This window comes from Hahella sp. NBU794 (genome assembly GCF_050749805.1).
GTDB lineage: Bacteria > Pseudomonadota > Gammaproteobacteria > Pseudomonadales > Oleiphilaceae > Hahella.
This window is the reverse complement of sequence record NZ_CP192738.1, coordinates 5991632-6008093: the sequence shown is the minus strand read 5'-3', so window position 1 is coordinate 6008093 and position 16462 is coordinate 5991632. Positions and strand designations below refer to the sequence as shown.

The following is a 16462-nucleotide window of genomic DNA, read 5'->3' as shown; positions in this document are numbered from 1 at the left end:
AAGTCACATAACAAGAAAAGCCATCTGCGCAGTGATTACGCGCACTATCAAGCATGAGCTGAAATTAAAAGGTTGGAGAACTAATGGCGGCAATCCCTGAGAAAAATAAGGCTGGCCCCAAGATTGGGCTGGTATTGGGAGGCGGCGGCGCGCTGGGCGGCATCTATGAAATTGGCGCTTTGCGGGCTCTGGACGAGGCATTAGATGGACTGGATTTCAACGACTTGTACGTCTATGTCGGCGTTAGCGCAGGCGCATTCGTCGCAGCGAATTTGGCCAATCAGATGACCACGGCGCAGATGTGCCGAATATTTGTCAAAAACGAAGCGGATGTGCACCCTTTTCACCCTGGCGTATTTTATCGACCCGCCTTACGTGAATATCTACGTCGCGCTGTTTCCATCCCTGGACTGGTTATGGAAGCCTGCGCAAAATTCATTGAAAACCCTCGCGACCAAAGCCTGCTGGAAGCCATGACGATTCTTGCGCAGGCGGCCCCCTCCGGCTTATTTGAAAACGAGGGTTTACATGAATACCTTGAGCGTTCCTACAGCCTACTGGGACGCACCAATGACTTCAGAAAACTCAGTCGCCGTTTATATTTGATCGCGGCGGATCTCGAAAGCAGCGATGCCGTTCGCTTCGGCTCGCCCGGTTTTGATCACGTTCCAATCTCCAAAGCAGTACAGGCCAGCGTCGCTGCTCCGGGTATTTATACGCCTGTGGAGATTGACGGTCGTCACTATGTCGACGGTATCTTACGGAAAGGAATGCACGCTTCCGTTGCACTGGAGGATGGCGCGGACTTGGTGCTGGCGATAAACCCGGTCGTGCCTATAGACGTCCAGCAGGCGGTGGAGGCCGGAACCATGGCGCAGGGCGCCTTGCTCAACAAAGGGATGCCGAACATCTGGTCGCAGACCTATAGAACCATGGTTTACTCCCGTATGCGCGCTGGCATGGCGATGTACGAAAGCGAGTACCCCGATGCGGACATTGTGCTGTTTGAGCCGGCCCGCTATGACGCTAAACTGTTTTTCTCTAATGTCTTCAGTTTCCAGTCGCGCCGTATTGTCTGCGAACACGCATACCAGATGACCAGGCAGGATCTGCTGCACAGATATGACGCATTGTCGGAGCAGTTTGCGCCCTACGGCGTCACTATTCGCAGAGATATTCTCGAAGATGAGCAGAGGACTATCAGTACGAGCCTTTATGGTGAAATGCTGCCAGTCTATGTGGCGAATGAAAAGCGCAGCAATGTCAGCTACTTAAGCCGAATCGGCAATAGCCTTGAAGGGGTGGCTGATTTATTGCAAAGCGCTAAGAACATAATTTGAGGTTTTACCCTTCGTCCGATTTCCCCCTCCTATCAAACCCCATTTGGACGAAGGGTTTTTTCTTTTGCAGATAAATAGAAGAGCGCTATTTGTCTGACGGTATGAAGAGGGGCCTCGGGGTTATTCTCTTGAAGCGTTGGCGGCATCTAGTTGGGCGAGATAGCCTTCCCAGTAGCGCTCTTTGTTTTGGCACAAGTCATATAGATACGGCCAAGAGTAAATGCCGCTATCATGGCCGTCGCTGAATGTCAGCTTTAATGCATAATTGCCTGCGGCCTCTACGCCATCAATGCGCACAAGGCGTTTGCCGGTCTGCAGCACCGCCCCCTTACCCCCATGCCCTCGCACTTCCGCAGAAGGCGAGAGCACACGTAAAAATTCCGCTTCCAACACATAGGTTTCTGTTTCGCCATAGCTCAGCTCAAGTGTGGCCGAGCGTTGATGGAGTTGGATTTGGCGTGGAATAGGAGCCTGGGATGCAGACATTTATACTGTTTCCTATGGAAATTTAAAGAATATATCGGCTGAGATCTTCGTCTTCCGACAGTTCCCCCAGGCATTTATCGACATATTCAGCGGTGACCTCAAAGTTGTCTCTGATCTTATCGCCAGCCGCGAAAGAGACTTCTTCAAGCAGCTTTTCCATAACTGTGTGCAGCCTTCTGGCGCCGATATTCTCAGTCTTCTCATTCACCTTCCAGGCAATCTCTGCGATGCGCTGGATGGCCCCTTCACTGAAGCTGATGTCCACGCCTTCGGTTTTCATCAGAGCGACATACTGTTCAGTGAGTGAAGCATTCGGTTCGGTCAGAATGCGTTGGAAGTCGCTGGGCGACAGTGCATCCAGTTCAACGCGAATTGGCAGACGCCCCTGAAGCTCTGGAATCAGGTCGGAAGGCTTGGCGAGATGGAACGCGCCTGAAGCGATGAAAAGGATATGGTCCGTTTTCAGCATGCCGAACTTAGTGCTGACGGTGCAGCCTTCGATCAGCGGCAACAGGTCTCTCTGCACGCCTTCCCGGGATACGTCGGCGGAGCTGGTTTCGGAGCGTTTGGCGACTTTATCGATTTCATCAATGAAGACAATTCCGTTCTCCTCAACCGCACGCAGGGCGCGTTGCTTGATTTCTTCCTCGTTGACCAGCTTGGCGGCTTCCTCATCTTTGACCTTTTTCATGGCTTCCGCCACTTTCATGCGCTTGGTGCGCTTACGGTCGCCGCTCATGTTGGAGAACATGCTTTGCAACTGGCTGGTCATCTCCTCCATGCCGGGAGGCGCCATGATCTCTACGCCAACCGGCGTGGCCTTGATCTCGATGTCTATTTCCTTGTCATCCAGTGTGCCCTCGCGCAGCTTCTTGCGAAATACCTGACGGGCGGCTGACTCCTTCTCAACTGGCGCATCACTGTTGAATGAGCGTGCGGGAGGAAGCAGGGCGTCCAGAATGCGCTCTTCGGCGGCGTCCAGCGCGCGGTTCTCCACCTTCGCCATTTCTTTCTCGCGTAGAAGCTTGATGGCCATATCCGCTAAGTCACGGATGATGGACTCCACGTCACGGCCGACATAGCCCACCTCTGTAAACTTAGTGGCTTCTACTTTAATAAACGGCGCATCAGCCAGTTTGGCCAGACGCCGGGCGATTTCAGTTTTCCCTACGCCGGTAGGGCCGATCATCAGGATATTTTTGGGAGTGACTTCGTCACGCAGACTTTCATCAATCTGCATACGCCGCCAGCGATTGCGCAGTGCGATTGCAACCGCACGTTTGGCGGAGTCTTGTCCTATGATGTGCTTGTCTAGCTCCTGAACTATTTCACGGGGAGTCATGGACGACATTGTTTAAACCTTCTCTTACACAGTGGGGGGAGTCTGAGTCCCGTCAATTTCTTCCAGCGTCAGGTTCTGGTTGGTGAAAACGCAGATGTCCCCCGCTATTTCCAGGCTCTTCTTAACGATATCAGTCGCTTCAAGCTCTGTATTTTCGAGTAGCGCGCGCGCCGCAGCCTGAGCATAGGGGCCGCCTGAACCAATTGCGATCAAGCTATTCTCCGGCTCTATTACGTCGCCGTTGCCGGTAATGATCAATGAAGCTTTGCTGTCTGCGACCGCCAGCAGAGCTTCCAGGCGGCGCAAGGCGCGATCGGTTCGCCAGTCTTTAGCGAGTTCAACGGCGGCTCTGACGAGATTGCCCTGATGCTTTTCCAGCTGGGCTTCAAAACGTTCAAACAATGTAAATGCGTCAGCAGTGCCGCCAGCGAAACCGGCGATGACTTTATTGTGGTAGAGGCGGCGCACTTTGCGGGCGTTCCCCTTCATAACTGTATTGCCCAGGGATACCTGGCCGTCGCCGCCCATGGCGACCTTACCGTCTCTACGGACTGAAACAATGGTGGTCATGCCTTTCTCCAGGCGATTGAATGAATAACCGTAAGGAAAGGTATATGGAGCCGATGATGGCTATTTCAAGGAAGTGGGAGAGTAGAAAATAGTCGTAGCCAAGGCGATGCGCCTATTGCCGGAGTAGCACGGCGCAATGGGGATAGGAAGCGGGATTAATTCTCCCGCTTTTGCTTCTTCACCAGAGGTTGAATGTTAATGGCGACCAAGCGGTCCATGGCGCTGTTCATCTTTGAGCGTGACGAAAATGGGCCAACCTGCACTCGATACCAAACATTCTCGCTGGAAAGCTTAACTTCTTCTACTTGGGCTTTTAGACCCTGAAAGCCAATGGTCGCCCGCTGTTTTTCCGCATCGTCAAACTCTCTGAATGAGCCCGTTTGCAGCATATAGATGATCGCCTCATTGGACTTTTTAGGCGTATAGGCCTCCACTTTGGGGGCCACGACTTCCGTTTCCGGAAGCATGTCGTAGAACTTGAAACGCGGCTCATCCGATTCTTTGGTTTCTGTCTTGGCGACATTGGCGGATGAGTTGGGCTTGGATGTCTGCGCCGTCGCGGAAGAGGGGATTCCTGTGTTTAACTTGGTTGCAGGCACGGAGTTCAAGTAGAACAGAAAATACAGGAAGGCGGCGGCCAAACCCAGGTTGATAAACCAGACCCAAGGTGAAATTTTCTTTTCAGGTTGCTTTGTAGCGGCTTTCTTACTCATTTACCTAAGATTTTATCAGTCGGTTATTACAGTGAAAGGTTCGACAAAGGCAGGTTTTGCTTTCCAGCGCATAATCCTGAGATAGCCGCTCTCTCGGCGCAACCTTCGTCAAGCTCGCCATTATCCATGTCGTAGAATCAACTCGCAACCGCATGCTAGAGGGTTTCCAGCGGATCAACGTCAATCAGCCATTTAAAGCTTGAGGGGGTTGCGATGCCTTCACTATATCGTAGCCAATGCTTCAGAAACTGGCGCAACTCTGCTTTTTGAGGAGCAAATAGCCACAGGATTGCATGGAAGCGGTTTTGTTTTCGCTGCATCACACTAGGGAAGGGGCCGTGCGCCTCTATCTGCAGATTGCTGTTAAATTTCAGCAGCTCCGTTAGAGATTCTTTAAGTGTCCAGAGCCCGCCGAGTGCGGCTTCCAGGGTAGGGGCCTCCGCCCTAATCAGGGCCATGCTTGTATAAGGTGGGAGCCTCCCTGCTTCGCGAATGTGCAGCTCTTCTTCACAAATAGCGTTGTAGTCCTGGGCGGCGATAGCTTGAAGTAAGGGGTGGCTTGGAAATAAGGTCTGAATAACGACTTTGCCTTCCACCGTGGAGCGTCCTGCTCTTCCGGCCACTTGCAGTAGCAACTGCGCCGTTTTTTCCGCCGCTCTGAAGTCGCTGCTGAATAATCCACTGTCAGCGTTAATTATTCCAACCAATGCCAGGTTGGGAAAATCATGTCCCTTCGCCAACATTTGAGTGCCGACAATAATACAGGGCTCGTTGCTGCGAATTTGATGAAGCTTATCCTGCAGGCTGCCCTTGGTTTGGGTCGTGTCGCGATCGATACGGATGACGGGCGTATCGGGAAATGTCGTTTCCAAGAACTCCTCGGTGCGCTCCGTGCCGGCGCCGACTGCTTTGAGAGAGTCTTGTTTGCACTTTGGACAGCAGGTAGGGAGAGAATATGTGCTGTCACAATGATGGCAGCGGAGTTGAGCGGCTTTCATGTGATAGGTCAGGCGAGCGTCGCAGTTTCGGCACTCCGCCAGCCACCCGCATTCGACGCACATTAATGTGGGAGAGAACCCTCGGCGATTGATGAACAGCATGACTTGGCGCTGCTCAGCCAAGTGTTGTTTTATCTCCTCTAATAAAGGAGGGGATATCCCCCCATGCAGAGGGCGGCTCTTAATATCCAGCAGTCTGATGCTCGGTGTGCTGGCGTTGACAGCTCGTTGTCGCAATAAAATAGACTCATAACGCCCACCGCGGGCATTCATAAGAGATTCCAGCGAGGGGGTGGCGGAGCCCAGTACGATAGGGCAGTTATGCTCCTTGGCGCGCAAAATGGCGAGGTCTCTCGCGTTATAACGAGCGCCGTCCTGCTGCTTAAATGAGCTGTCGTGCTCTTCATCCACAATAATCCCTGCCAGATCATTGAAGGGTAGAAACACCGCAGAACGAGTTCCAATGACAATCTGTGTACGCCCTTCCAGAACATTTATCCAAACACGCATGCGTTCTTTATCCGTGAGAGCGCTGTGGTATGCGGCCACCTTGTCGCCAAAGCGAGAAGCGAAACGTTGTCTCAGCTGAGGCGTGAGTGATATCTCTGGCGCAAGAGCAAGAAACTGGCTGTCGGGATGTTGGGTAAGAGCGGATGCGATCCAGGCCAAATAGACTTCTGTTTTTCCGCTGCCGGTGACTCCGTTCAATAATATAGTGCGGAAGCTGCCTGGATTAGAGGTGATCGTGTTGAGAGCTTCCTGTTGCTCTTGGTTGAGCGGCGGCGCAACAACCTGAGTTGTGGCGGCGTTATTCCCAGGAATATAAGAATGGGACTGAATCAGCCCTTTTTCGTTAAGGGCGCGCAATTGGGTGAGAGAGTACCCTTGGGCGGTGATATCGTTTTGGAGCATGGACTTTTTTTGTGAGAGCACGTTCCACAACTGCTTTTGTTTGGCGCCTCGTATCAGGTGATCTGCATTGCCTGCAGTGAGACCCAGCGAAGATACCGTCCAGTAAGTCTCCTGCAATGAATTGATGATATCTGCATCAATACTTGCCGTGCGCAGCGGCGGAGGGAGAGCGGCGAACGCAACCTCGCCTATCGGGGCATGATAATAATCGGCGACCCACTGACATAGCTGGAGGATGACGGGCGGAATCAATGGCGCACGATCAAGTATTTTTGCAACGGGCTTGAGTCGTGACACTGGCAGTTCCGACTCGCTGGGTGTGGTAAGGACGACGCCAGTCAGGCTCCTGCGTCCAAAAGGTACTTGTACTCGCGTGCCCGGTGGGTAGTTTTCCCTTTGGTCTGAGGGCTGTGACGGAAGATAGTCAAATTGCCGGCGGAGAGGGACTGGCAACGCTACGCTTACTACGAAAGAGGTTGACATTTCAGATTATAGGAATCTAATGCTTGTGAATTGTTCACAATCTGGTATGATCACGCGTCTTTTCCACAGGCCAAATTGGTTGTGCGCTAGTTTGCCTAACATTGCGGTGCCCGACAAGTTCAGGGTTCGGGTAGCGGCAGTTTTTAAGCGAGGTAAGGTTATGAAGCAAGGTATTCACCCGGAATATAAAGAAATTACTGCAACCTGCAGTTGCGGTAATGTTATCAAGACCAAGTCTACTCTGTGTGAAAATATTCACATTGACGTATGCTCCAGCTGCCACCCTTTCTATACTGGTAAGCAGAAGGTTCTGGATACTGGCGGACGTATCGATCGCTTTAAAAAGCGTTTCGGTGGTCGCATGGGTCGTTCCAGCTAATCGCAGAACACCCAATAATAAAAAAGGCGCCTCTGGCGCCTTTTTTATTTTCTAGACCAGCATCGCCCCAAGTTTAGCTTAAGTCGCTGAAACCGCCGTGGTTTCCCTTGAGCGCAGAAATTAAACAAGTAATAATGTGCCTCCGGTTCTTTCGGGCAATATAAAATATATAAAAAAGTGGAGGTTCGTTTAGCCTTTGGAGGCGACGGTAATCCCATCATTAGAGAGTAGGATAAAAGCAATGTCAGACGAGTTGAAAAAAGCGGCGCTGGAGTATCATGCACAACCGCGCCCGGGTAAGTTGAGTGTTGAGATTACCAAACCTACGGCGACTTCTCGTGATCTGTCCCTGGCTTATAGCCCGGGCGTAGCTGAGCCTGTTCGCGAAATCGCCAAAGATGCGGAAAATGCATATCGCTACACCAATAAGGGGAATTTGGTCGCAGTGATATCTGATGGGACGGCCATTCTTGGGCTGGGTAACTTGGGGCCTTTGGCCAGTAAGCCGGTCATGGAAGGCAAAGGCGTACTGTTCAAACGTTTTGCCGGGATCGACGTTTTTGATATCGAAGTCAAAGCGGAGAGCCCACAGGCGTTTATCGACACAGTCGCTCGTATTGCGGATACCTTTGGGGGCATTAACCTTGAAGACATCAAAGCGCCGGAGTGCTTTGAGATTGAGAGAGTGCTTATTGAGCAGTGCTCTATTCCAGTATTCCATGACGACCAGCATGGCACGGCCATTGTTACGGCGGCGGGCATGCTGAATGCGCTGGAGCTGCAAGGCAAACAAATTGGCGAAGCCAAGATTGTGTGTCTGGGCGCGGGCGCTGCGGCGGTGGCCTGTATGAAGCTTTTAATTAGCTGCGGCGCGAAATCGGAAAATATCTATATGATTGACCGTAAAGGCGTTATTCATAGTGGCCGTGATGACCTTAACCAATATAAGGCTATGTTTGCTCTGGATACAGATAAGCGTACCCTGGCTGACGCTTGCGAGGGCGCTGACGTATTTGTGGGGCTCTCAGGGCCGGATCTGCTTTCAGTGGATATGTTGAAGAGCATGGCTCCGAATCCGGTGATTTTCGCTTGCTCTAATCCTGATCCTGAAATCAAGCCTGAGCTGGCGTTGGCGGCTCGTGATGACTTGATTATGGCGACAGGACGTTCTGATTATCCGAACCAGGTTAATAACGTACTGGGCTTCCCCTTCATTTTCCGTGGCGCTCTTGATGTTCGTGCGACTGCTATCAATGAAGAGATGAAAGTCGCAGCAGTGAACGCTATCCGTGAACTGGCCAAACAACCTGTGCCACAGGATGTTGTTGACGCTTATGGCGGCGAAAAGTTTGAGTTTGGTAAGAACTATATTATCCCCAAACCGATGGACGTTCGTCTGTTGACCGAAGTATGTGCGGCTGTCGCCAGAGCGGCGGTTGACTCAGGTGTGGCTCGTTTGCCTTACCCCGAGCACTACCCATTGAACTCAATTGATGATATTAAAATCGTGTGATTTGAGTTGATGAATAAAAAGCCGCGCATTTGCGCGGCTTTTTTGTGACTGTGTCCCGTCCTAATTAGAGTTGGCGTCTATTCAAGAACTTGCGCGCTAATTAAAGATCATCTCCATTAGCGGTGTATCGCTGGAGCCACTGCTTCCGCCGTCATAGGTGGGAGAGTCCTGTCGTACCACCTGCGGTACTGTTTCCGCTTTAAACATTTCGAAAATCGCATTTTCCTGTCCGGGTGCGGCGCGCTCCCCAGTATCTGGGTCAATTTTTACCGTGACTATGCCAGGGGGCTGTTTAAGTTGCGCTTCCGGCATGTCCTTAAGAGCATCCTCCATGAAGTCAATCCATATGGGGAGCGCTGCGCGACTACCATATTCACGACGGCCCAATGTCGAAGGCTGGTCAAAGCCTACCCAAACAGTTGTCGCGATATTGGCGTTGTAGCCGGAGAACCATGCGTCGACCTGATCATTGGTTGTACCGGTTTTGCCTGCCAGGTCGTTTCTGCCAAGGGACATGGCTTTAGTTCCTGTGCCGCGTTTAATAACGTCCTGCAGAATGCTGTTCAAAATGTAAACTGATCTCGGGTCGGCAATAGGGGGGGCAATATTAGCCTGATGTTGGTCATTACCGGGGGCAGTCTTGCGATTGTTGTCACATTTGCTGCACGCCACAGCAGGATTGCTTTGATAAACCACTTTGCCGTTATAGTCGATGACTTTATCTATAAGGTAAGGGCTTACTTTGTACCCGCCGTTGGCAATGGCGGCGTAGCCTGACACGACATTCATTGGCGTGTACTCAACCGAGCCCAAAGCAAGTGATAGGTTGCGAGGAATGCGGCTTTCTTCAAATCCAGCTTGTGAGAGGAAGTTGACGGTAGTATCAATGCCTATCTTTTGTAGAAGGCGTATAGAAACAAGGTTGCGGGACTGATAAAGCGCCTTTCTCAATCTCATTGGGCCGTTAAAGTTCAGTGATGAGTTTTGCGGCCGCCACGAGTCCTCCAGATTGGCGTCTTCGAAAACAACGGGGGCGTCATTTATTGTAGTCGAAGCTGTGGCGCCATTCTCCAGCGCCGCCAGATAAACAAAGGGTTTGAAGTTTGAGCCGGGTTGTCTCAATGCTTGAGTCGCGCGGTTGAATTTGCTCAAGAAGAAATCAAAGCCGCCAGTAAGCGCCAAAATGGCTCCGTCCTCCGGCGCTAGTGAAACTACGGCGCCTTGAACGTTGGGGATTTGGCTGAGGAACAGTTTGTCTTCGTGCGACTTCACATAAATAACATCGCCTTGCTTGAATATATCCTCCGCTTTTTTGGGAGAGCCGCCGCGTTCATTAACATGAACATACTTGCGCGCCCATGCCATACCTTCCCAGAGTAGTGTGGCGGTGTCGCCAGAAGACATTAGGAGAGTCGCTTTCTTCTCTGTGACGGCGACAACCCATGCGGGCTTGAGCTCTCCAACAGAGGGGAATTCTTTTAAGTGCTCCGCAACAATATTAAGTGCGTCTTCTCCCTCTGGCGCATCAATGTGTCCGGCGGGACCTTTGTAACCATGACGCTCGCTATACTCAACGAGCCCCCGCTTCAAGGCTGCGTCCGCTTCTTTCTGCAACTTGCTATCTATCGTCAGAATGACATTGTAACCATCGGTATAGGCGTCGACGCCAAACCGGTTGACGATTTCCTGGCGAGCCATCTCCGCTACGTAAGGCGCATCCGCTTCAGGTTGGGCTCCGTGATAACTGGCTGTAACTGGCGCTTTTCTCGCCTCGGCCTGCTGCTCTGGAGAAATCATCCCCAGCTCCTGCATACGGCCTAGTATCCAGTTTCTGCGGATCAGCGCCCGATCCGGTGAGGCGATAGGGTTATATTTGGATGGCGCTTTTGGAAGGCCTGCGATCATCGCCGCCTGAGCAAGTGTCAGTTCTTTGATGCTCTTCCCATAATAAGCATTTGCTGCGGCTTCTATGCCATATGCCCTATTCCCCAGATAGATTTTGTTTAGGTAAAGTTCAAGGATTTCCGGTTTTCCAAGTTCGCGCTCAATCTTTAAAGCCAAAAGTATCTCATTGAATTTTCGGTCGAAAGTGCGTTCCTGGCTGAGAAAGAAGTTTTTTGCGACTTGCATTGTAATCGTGCTGCCGCCGGACTGAATGCGACCAGTACTGGCAAGTTGCAAAGAAGCGCGCGCCAAGCTTTTTACATTAACGCCTTGGTGTTCGAAGAAAGCGGAGTCTTCCGCAGCAAGGAAGGCGTTGACAAGATTGGTAGGTATTTGATTGTAGGAAACAGGCGTTCTTCGCTTTTCGCCAAATTCACCTAACAGTTGCTGGTCGCGGGTATAGATTCGCAGTGGAGTCTGGAGTTGGACGGACCTTAACTGCTCCACATCCGGCAGGTTGGGTGATAAGAAAAGATAGAAGCTGGATGCAATAACGATACCGGCGGCGAGGCCCGCCGCGAACATCCAACTTAAAAATCGTAAGAGCCTCACAAAATTTCGCATGTTTTTCCTGACATCTTTACAATCTATGTCTATTATTTAAGAAATTTCTTTAGGTTTGGATAACACAGTCAGATTATACGCTTTTTGCGCTGGAGATTTTAGTAATCTTCGAATGTTGGCTATGCTTTCAGAGCAGACTTTAACCTTTTAACCGTAGTGCGATAAGAAGGCAACTTTGTGTTTGGACTATTTGGAAAGAAGAAACAGCCGGTTTTAGGGCTTGATATCAGTTCTACATCGGTCAAGCTGATTGAACTCAGTCAGCAGGGCAGTCGATATCGAGTGGATAGTTATGCCGTGGAGCCTTTGCCGCCGAACGCAGTCGTTGAAAAGAATATCAATGATGCCGAAGCAGTAGGTGAAGTGATCTCAAGAGTTGTAAGCAAAGCTCGAGTCAACACCAAGCAGGCTGCGGTTGCAGTCGCAGGTTCAGCGGTTATCACCAAAGTCATTCAGATGAGCTCTTCAATTCGAGAGCAGGATCTGGAGTCACAAATTCAAATCGAAGCGGACCAGTACATCCCCTATCCACTAGACGAAGTCGCTCTGGACTTTGAGGTAGTGGGGCCAAACGAAGTCAACGCGGAAATGATGGACGTTCTCCTGGCTGCATGTAGACGGGAGAATGTTGAGCTTCGTGAAGATGCTCTGGAAATCGGCGGTCTCACCACGAAAGTAGTGGACGTCGAAGCGTACGCCATGGAACGAGCTATGGGGCTTATAGAAGCGCAGCTTGGTACGGGTGATGAGTCTCAAACCGTGGCTGTTGTCGATATCGGCGCGACAATGACCACACTGAGTGTGCTGTCTGACGGCAAGACTATCTATACGCGCGAGCAGTTATTTGGCGGCAAGCAGTTAACGGAAGAAATACAGCGCCGATATGGCTTGTCGCAAGAGGAAGCAGGGTTAGCCAAAAAACAAGGCGGCTTACCTGATGACTACGAACAGGAAGTTTTGCATCCTTTTAAAGAAGCGGTTGTACAGCAGGTGGCCAGGTCGCTGCAATTCTTCTTCTCGTCCACTCAATTCAACGAAGTTGATTACATCATTTTGGCGGGGGGAACCGCCTCAATTCCTGGTGTCGCTGAATTGGTTCAGGAGCGGGTCGGGACCACAACGCTGGTGGCGAACCCATTTGCAGACATGACAGTGTCGTCAAAGGTTAATGCGTCAGCATTAAGTAATGACGCTCCCTCCCTCATGATCGCGTGCGGATTGGCAATGAGGAGTTTTGACTAATGGCGCGTATTAACCTCCGTCCCTGGCGGGAAGAGCTCCGAGCTGAGCGACAGAAGCAATTTATTACAGTGCTGCTGGGTATGTTGATTATTAGCGCTGGTGCGGGCTTTCTTTGGCACCGTTACGTTGAGGGCTCCATCGAATATCAGGTTCAGCGTAATAACTTCGTCCGAAATGAAATTGCTCAACTAGAGAAGCAGATAAAAGAGATACGAGAGCTCAAGAAGAAACGTGATGCCTTGATCGAGCGTATGAAGGTTATTCAGGACCTTCAAGGTAAGCGGCCTATTATTGTGCGCGTTTTTGATGAGCTGGTCAAAACAAACCCTGATGGAGTTTACTTTACCAATCTTGTTAAGAAGGGAGAAACGCTAGAGATAAAAGGCGTAGGCGAATCGAACAGCCGAATCTCTAGTTTGATGCGTAGACTCGATGAATCAGACTGGTTTAAAGAGCCAAACTTGACTTCAGTTAAGGCGCTTAGGGACGATGAAGCTAAGAGTGCTTTTAATATGACAGTGAAGCAGGAAGCTCCAAAAGAAGATAGTAAGAAGGGAGGAGCTTAATATGAGCTTTGCTGACTCTCTTGAGAGTATGAAGGGTTTTGATTTAAACGACCTGGACTTCAATAATGCTGGTTCATGGCCGGCGCCTATTAAGTTTATTTGTTGCATTATTGTCGTAGGGATAGTTCTGGGCGCCGTATATTGGTTTGATATAAAAGACCTAAACTTAGACTTAGAAACCAAGCAAACAGAGGAAGTGGATTTAAGGAAGCAGTTTGAAGGGAAAGCTGCTCAAGTTTCTAACTTGGAAGAATATAAAGCCCAAATGGTCGAGATGGAAAAAACATTCGGCGACTTGCTTAAGCAATTGCCAAGTGATACCGAAGTGCCAGGGCTTTTGGAGGATATCTCGTCAATAGGATCCTTAAGCGGTTTGGAACTTTCCTCTATTGACTTAAGGCCTGAGGTTTCCAAAGAGTTCTATGTAGAGCTGCCGATTGATATTAAAGTGCAAGGCGGATATCACGATTTGGCCTCTTTTGTAAGTGGTGTTGCAGGCCTATCCAGGATTGTTACTCTTCATGACTTTACCATTAAGAGTGGTAAAGAAGGTGAGGCCTTGTCTATGGATATTCAGGCTAAAACTTATCGTTATAATGCTGGCGGGGCTAAATAATGAAGAGGATTATATTTACTACCGCTTTAGTTGTGCTTTTTGGGGGAGTAGGAGGGTGTTCGTCGAATGCCGGATTTGACGATTTGCAGGCCTTTGTTAAAGAGGTAAAAGCGAGGCCCAAGAAGCGTATCGAGCCACTGCCTGAGCCAAAAGCATATCAAGCATTTTCCTACAGTACGGCAAATCGTAGGTCTCCTTTTGCTCCTCCTCAGGAGTTGAAGCTGGCGCAGATTGAAGATAAGCCTAAGAGTAACGTGAAGCCCGACTTTGATAGACCTCCTGAGTTGCTTGAGAGCTTCCCTATTGGTTCCATGAGTATGGTTGGAACAATAAATAAAGACGGCGAAACTACCCTGTATGCTTTGGTGAATGATGGGCAAGGAGGTATTCACCGAGTAAGAAAAGGACAATATATGGGGAAGAATCACGGAAGAGTTGTTTCAATATCTGACACTGGTGTTGATATTGTAGAAATAGTTTCTGATGGGCAGGGCGGTTGGTTTGAACGGCCGAGGACCCTCGGGTTGAAGGAAGTAAATTAATGAAGGTATACCTTAGGCCATTTGAGAATCTTGTGGAGAAAACAATGACAGCGCGCATTTTTAAAGTCTGGTTGTCGTTACTAGCGCTAGGCATAAGCGGTTTGAGCGAAGCTACCAGTTTGACTGGTATTGATTTCGCCGCCCTTCCTGGGGACAGGACTGAGGTCAAATTGCACTTCGACTCCGTCCCTCCAGAACCCAAAGGGTACACAATTGAGCAACCTGCCCGGATTGCATTGGATCTGGAAGGAGTCACGAATGGATTGTCAGAAAGAAATCACCAGCTATCAAAAGGCAATACGCAAAGCGTTACCGTGTTGGAAGCCACAGGGCGGACACGTGTTATTGTAAACCTGCTTGAGTTAGTCCCCTACACAACTGGAATTAACGGTAATACTCTGGTTTTGCAGTTGGGTACTGCGGCGACTACTGGCGCAAATACAGCAAAATCAGATTCTCAAAGTCTGTCTGCTCCTGCCTCTAACTCTGCTGCGAAGCCAGTACAGAATAGTTTCTCTGGTAAGCCCTCAATATCTGAGATTGATTTTTTGAGGGGAGAGAAAGGTGATGGCCGAGTCTTAGTTACTCTTACTAACGCAAAAGTAAGTGTGGATATGTCGGAGGAGGCAGGCAATATTAGGCTCCAGTTCTCTGGGGTGACTTTGCCTGCAAACCTGCAGAGAAGACTAGACGTTACTGATTTTGCTACACCGGTGAGAATTGTGGACTCTTACATGGAAGGGGGTGATACGGTTTTAATTATTAAGCCAACAGGGGATTATGACTACTTGGCTTACCAAGCGGATAACCAGTTTACGCTAGCCGTAGAGCCCTTAACTGAAGAAGAGTCAGAGCAGCGTCGGAAGGAGAAATTTCCTTATACTGGTGAAAAACTATCACTTAACTTCCAAGATATTGAGGTGCGTTCCGTTCTTCAGTTAATAGCAGATTTTACTGGGTTAAACTTGGTTGCTAGTGACACCGTTGGTGGGCGTATTACGTTAAGGTTGCAGAATGTTCCATGGGATCAGGCATTGGAGTTGATTTTAAAAACGAAAGGCCTTGACCAGCGGAAAGTTGGTAATGTTCTCTTAGTTGCACCTGCAGAGGAGATTGCTGCACGCGAAAAGCTTGAGCTTGAAGCTAGCAAGCAGGTCAAGGAGTTGGCCCCTGTTCGCTTAGAGGTTGTGCAGATTAATTATGCGAAGGCAAAAGATATTGTTGACTTATTGAAAGAAGATAAAGACCTAATTTCTGCCAGAGGGTTCATTTCTTCTGACGAAAGAACGAATACAATTAGTATTCGTGAGACAGCGGAGAAGATTAGTCAAGTTCGTAGGCTAATCCAGACATGGGATATCCCTGTCAGTCAGGTGCTTATCGAGGCAAGAATTGTTCGAGCTAGATCCGACGCGGTCGAGGAGTTGGGTGTTCAGTGGGGGGGGACTCGTGTCGCTGGCAACGATGACTCTGGTCAGATCATTATTGGTGGCGGAATGGATTCGAACATTGAGGCTCACAACGAAATCAATCGTTATAACACAGAGCGGATCAATAACATCATTAATGGGAATGACTCACTCCCTGACGCCCCAACTTTGGCTACATTTCCTAATGCATTAGGTATCGATTTGGGAGTTACTAGAACTAATACCAGTGGCTTGGCTATTGGATTTAGCAAGGGTTCTACATTGTTGCAGTTGGAGCTTTCTGCATTCGAGTCAGATGGTAAAGGTGAAATTGTCGCACAGCCTAAAATTGTAACAGCGGACCGTCAAACCGCCAGGATCGAGTCTGGTGAAGAAATTCCTTATCAGGAGGCGTCATCTAGTGGGGCAACCTCTGTATCTTTCAAAAAGGCTGTGCTGTCGTTAGAAGTAACTCCGCAGATTACGCCGGATGATAAAATTATTATGGACTTGGTTATTAACCAGGATTCGCGGGGTGTTGTAACTGCTAATATTCCAAGTATCGACACAAATGAGATAGAAACCCAGGTTTTGGTTGGCAACGGCGAAACAATAGTTTTGGGTGGAATTTTTACATCTGAGCAGTCTTCTACTGTTACAAAGACTCCTTTCTTGGGGGATATTCCCTATCTTGGTAGGTTGTTTAGAAAGACTGAAAATGTGAATGAGCGCTCAGAGTTGCTAGTGTTTATCACGCCTAAGCTAATCACAAATGGCCTGATTGATAATTGAATCTAGTCGACTTGATCTTAAAGCCGCCTTAAGGCGGCTTTTTTGTGCCTG

The 16462-nt window shown here is 49.6% G+C and carries 14 protein-coding genes; 8 read left to right on the top strand and 6 right to left on the bottom strand.

Annotated elements, in window-relative coordinates:
- Nucleotides 1-83: 83 nt before the first annotated feature.
- Nucleotides 84-1340, top strand: coding sequence for a patatin-like phospholipase family protein (locus tag ACQYWX_RS26205; RefSeq protein WP_216738670.1), 1257 nt, complete (start codon nt 84-86; stop codon nt 1338-1340).
- 120 nt (nt 1341-1460) lie between these two features.
- Here the strand turns inward: ACQYWX_RS26205 and ACQYWX_RS26200 are convergent, their stop codons facing one another.
- The 5 genes from ACQYWX_RS26200 to ACQYWX_RS26180 form a co-directional block, all read right to left on the bottom strand.
- The gene (locus ACQYWX_RS26200) at nt 1461-1826 is read right to left on the bottom strand and encodes a gamma-butyrobetaine hydroxylase-like domain-containing protein (protein WP_431686896.1); all 366 of its coding nucleotides are present in this window, start codon (nt 1824-1826) and stop codon (nt 1461-1463) included.
- Nucleotides 1827-1848: 22 nt separating this feature from the next.
- Entirely contained in the window at nt 1849-3177 is a 1329-nt protein-coding gene (hslU, locus tag ACQYWX_RS26195) for an HslU--HslV peptidase ATPase subunit (RefSeq protein ID WP_216738672.1), read from the bottom strand.
- 15 nt (nt 3178-3192) lie between these two features.
- The gene (gene hslV, locus ACQYWX_RS26190) at nt 3193-3738 is read right to left on the bottom strand and encodes an ATP-dependent protease subunit HslV (RefSeq protein WP_127973465.1); all 546 of its coding nucleotides are present in this window, start codon (nt 3736-3738) and stop codon (nt 3193-3195) included.
- A gap of 155 nt (nt 3739-3893) precedes the next feature.
- Complete coding sequence (locus ACQYWX_RS26185) at nt 3894-4451, bottom strand: SPOR domain-containing protein (protein WP_431686895.1); 558 nt, start codon at nt 4449-4451, stop codon at nt 3894-3896.
- A 155-nt stretch (nt 4452-4606) separates the two neighbouring features.
- Nucleotides 4607-6844, bottom strand: a complete 2238-nt coding sequence (locus tag ACQYWX_RS26180) for a primosomal protein N' (RefSeq protein WP_431686894.1) — start codon at nt 6842-6844, stop codon at nt 4607-4609.
- Between the two features lie 160 nt (nt 6845-7004).
- Here ACQYWX_RS26180 and rpmE point away from each other — a divergent pair, with 160 nt between their 5' ends.
- Nucleotides 7005-7223 (top strand): 50S ribosomal protein L31, encoded by a 219-nt coding sequence (rpmE, locus tag ACQYWX_RS26175; protein WP_127973462.1) that lies wholly within the window; start codon nt 7005-7007, stop codon nt 7221-7223.
- A 241-nt stretch (nt 7224-7464) separates the two neighbouring features.
- A complete protein-coding gene (locus ACQYWX_RS26170; RefSeq protein ID WP_216738675.1) occupies nt 7465-8736 on the top strand; it encodes a malic enzyme-like NAD(P)-binding protein in 1272 nt (423 codons plus the stop codon).
- Between the two features lie 96 nt (nt 8737-8832).
- Here ACQYWX_RS26170 and ACQYWX_RS26165 read toward each other — a convergent pair whose 3' ends face one another.
- Nucleotides 8833-11244 (bottom strand): penicillin-binding protein 1A, encoded by a 2412-nt coding sequence (locus tag ACQYWX_RS26165; RefSeq protein ID WP_431686893.1) that lies wholly within the window; start codon nt 11242-11244, stop codon nt 8833-8835.
- Nucleotides 11245-11421: 177 nt separating this feature from the next.
- Here ACQYWX_RS26165 and ACQYWX_RS26160 point away from each other — a divergent pair, with 177 nt between their 5' ends.
- The 5 genes from ACQYWX_RS26160 to pilQ are packed head-to-tail and all read left to right on the top strand — an operon-like array spanning nt 11422 to nt 16411.
- Nucleotides 11422-12486, top strand: coding sequence for a pilus assembly protein PilM (locus tag ACQYWX_RS26160; protein WP_216738677.1), 1065 nt, complete (start codon nt 11422-11424; stop codon nt 12484-12486).
- A complete protein-coding gene (locus ACQYWX_RS26155; protein ID WP_216738678.1) occupies nt 12486-13052 on the top strand; it encodes a PilN domain-containing protein in 567 nt (188 codons plus the stop codon). The genes ACQYWX_RS26160 and ACQYWX_RS26155 overlap by 1 nt, the downstream gene beginning before the upstream one ends.
- Before the next feature lies 1 nt (nt 13053).
- Nucleotides 13054-13668, top strand: a complete 615-nt coding sequence (locus ACQYWX_RS26150) for a type 4a pilus biogenesis protein PilO (RefSeq protein ID WP_216738679.1) — start codon at nt 13054-13056, stop codon at nt 13666-13668.
- Nucleotides 13668-14210 carry a pilus assembly protein PilP gene (locus ACQYWX_RS26145; RefSeq protein WP_216738680.1) on the top strand — a complete coding sequence of 181 codons (543 nt, stop codon included), beginning with the start codon at nt 13668-13670 and terminating at the stop codon, nt 14208-14210. The genes ACQYWX_RS26150 and ACQYWX_RS26145 overlap by 1 nt, the downstream gene beginning before the upstream one ends.
- Nucleotides 14211-14254: 44 nt before the next feature.
- Nucleotides 14255-16411: a type IV pilus secretin PilQ gene (pilQ, locus tag ACQYWX_RS26140; protein WP_431686892.1), complete on the top strand. Its 2157-nt coding sequence runs from the start codon at nt 14255-14257 to the stop codon at nt 16409-16411.
- The last annotated feature ends 51 nt before the right edge of the window (nt 16412-16462 follow it).

Coding starts and splice junctions, on each gene's coding strand:
- ACQYWX_RS26205 (WP_216738670.1), top strand. CDS start 84: ATGGCGGCAATCCCTGAGAAAAATAAGGCTGGCCCCAAGATTGGGCTG.
- ACQYWX_RS26200 (WP_431686896.1), bottom strand. CDS start 1,826: ATGTCTGCATCCCAGGCTCCTATTCCACGCCAAATCCAACTCCATCAA.
- hslU (WP_216738672.1), bottom strand. CDS start 3,177: ATGTCGTCCATGACTCCCCGTGAAATAGTTCAGGAGCTAGACAAGCAC.
- hslV (WP_127973465.1), bottom strand. CDS start 3,738: ATGACCACCATTGTTTCAGTCCGTAGAGACGGTAAGGTCGCCATGGGC.
- ACQYWX_RS26185 (WP_431686895.1), bottom strand. CDS start 4,451: ATGAGTAAGAAAGCCGCTACAAAGCAACCTGAAAAGAAAATTTCACCT.
- ACQYWX_RS26180 (WP_431686894.1), bottom strand. CDS start 6,844: ATGTCAACCTCTTTCGTAGTAAGCGTAGCGTTGCCAGTCCCTCTCCGC.
- rpmE (WP_127973462.1), top strand. CDS start 7,005: ATGAAGCAAGGTATTCACCCGGAATATAAAGAAATTACTGCAACCTGC.
- ACQYWX_RS26170 (WP_216738675.1), top strand. CDS start 7,465: ATGTCAGACGAGTTGAAAAAAGCGGCGCTGGAGTATCATGCACAACCG.
- ACQYWX_RS26165 (WP_431686893.1), bottom strand. CDS start 11,244: ATGCGAAATTTTGTGAGGCTCTTACGATTTTTAAGTTGGATGTTCGCG.
- ACQYWX_RS26155 (WP_216738678.1), top strand. CDS start 12,486: ATGGCGCGTATTAACCTCCGTCCCTGGCGGGAAGAGCTCCGAGCTGAG.
- ACQYWX_RS26150 (WP_216738679.1), top strand. CDS start 13,054: ATGAGCTTTGCTGACTCTCTTGAGAGTATGAAGGGTTTTGATTTAAAC.
- ACQYWX_RS26145 (WP_216738680.1), top strand. CDS start 13,668: ATGAAGAGGATTATATTTACTACCGCTTTAGTTGTGCTTTTTGGGGGA.
- pilQ (WP_431686892.1), top strand. CDS start 14,255: ATGACAGCGCGCATTTTTAAAGTCTGGTTGTCGTTACTAGCGCTAGGC.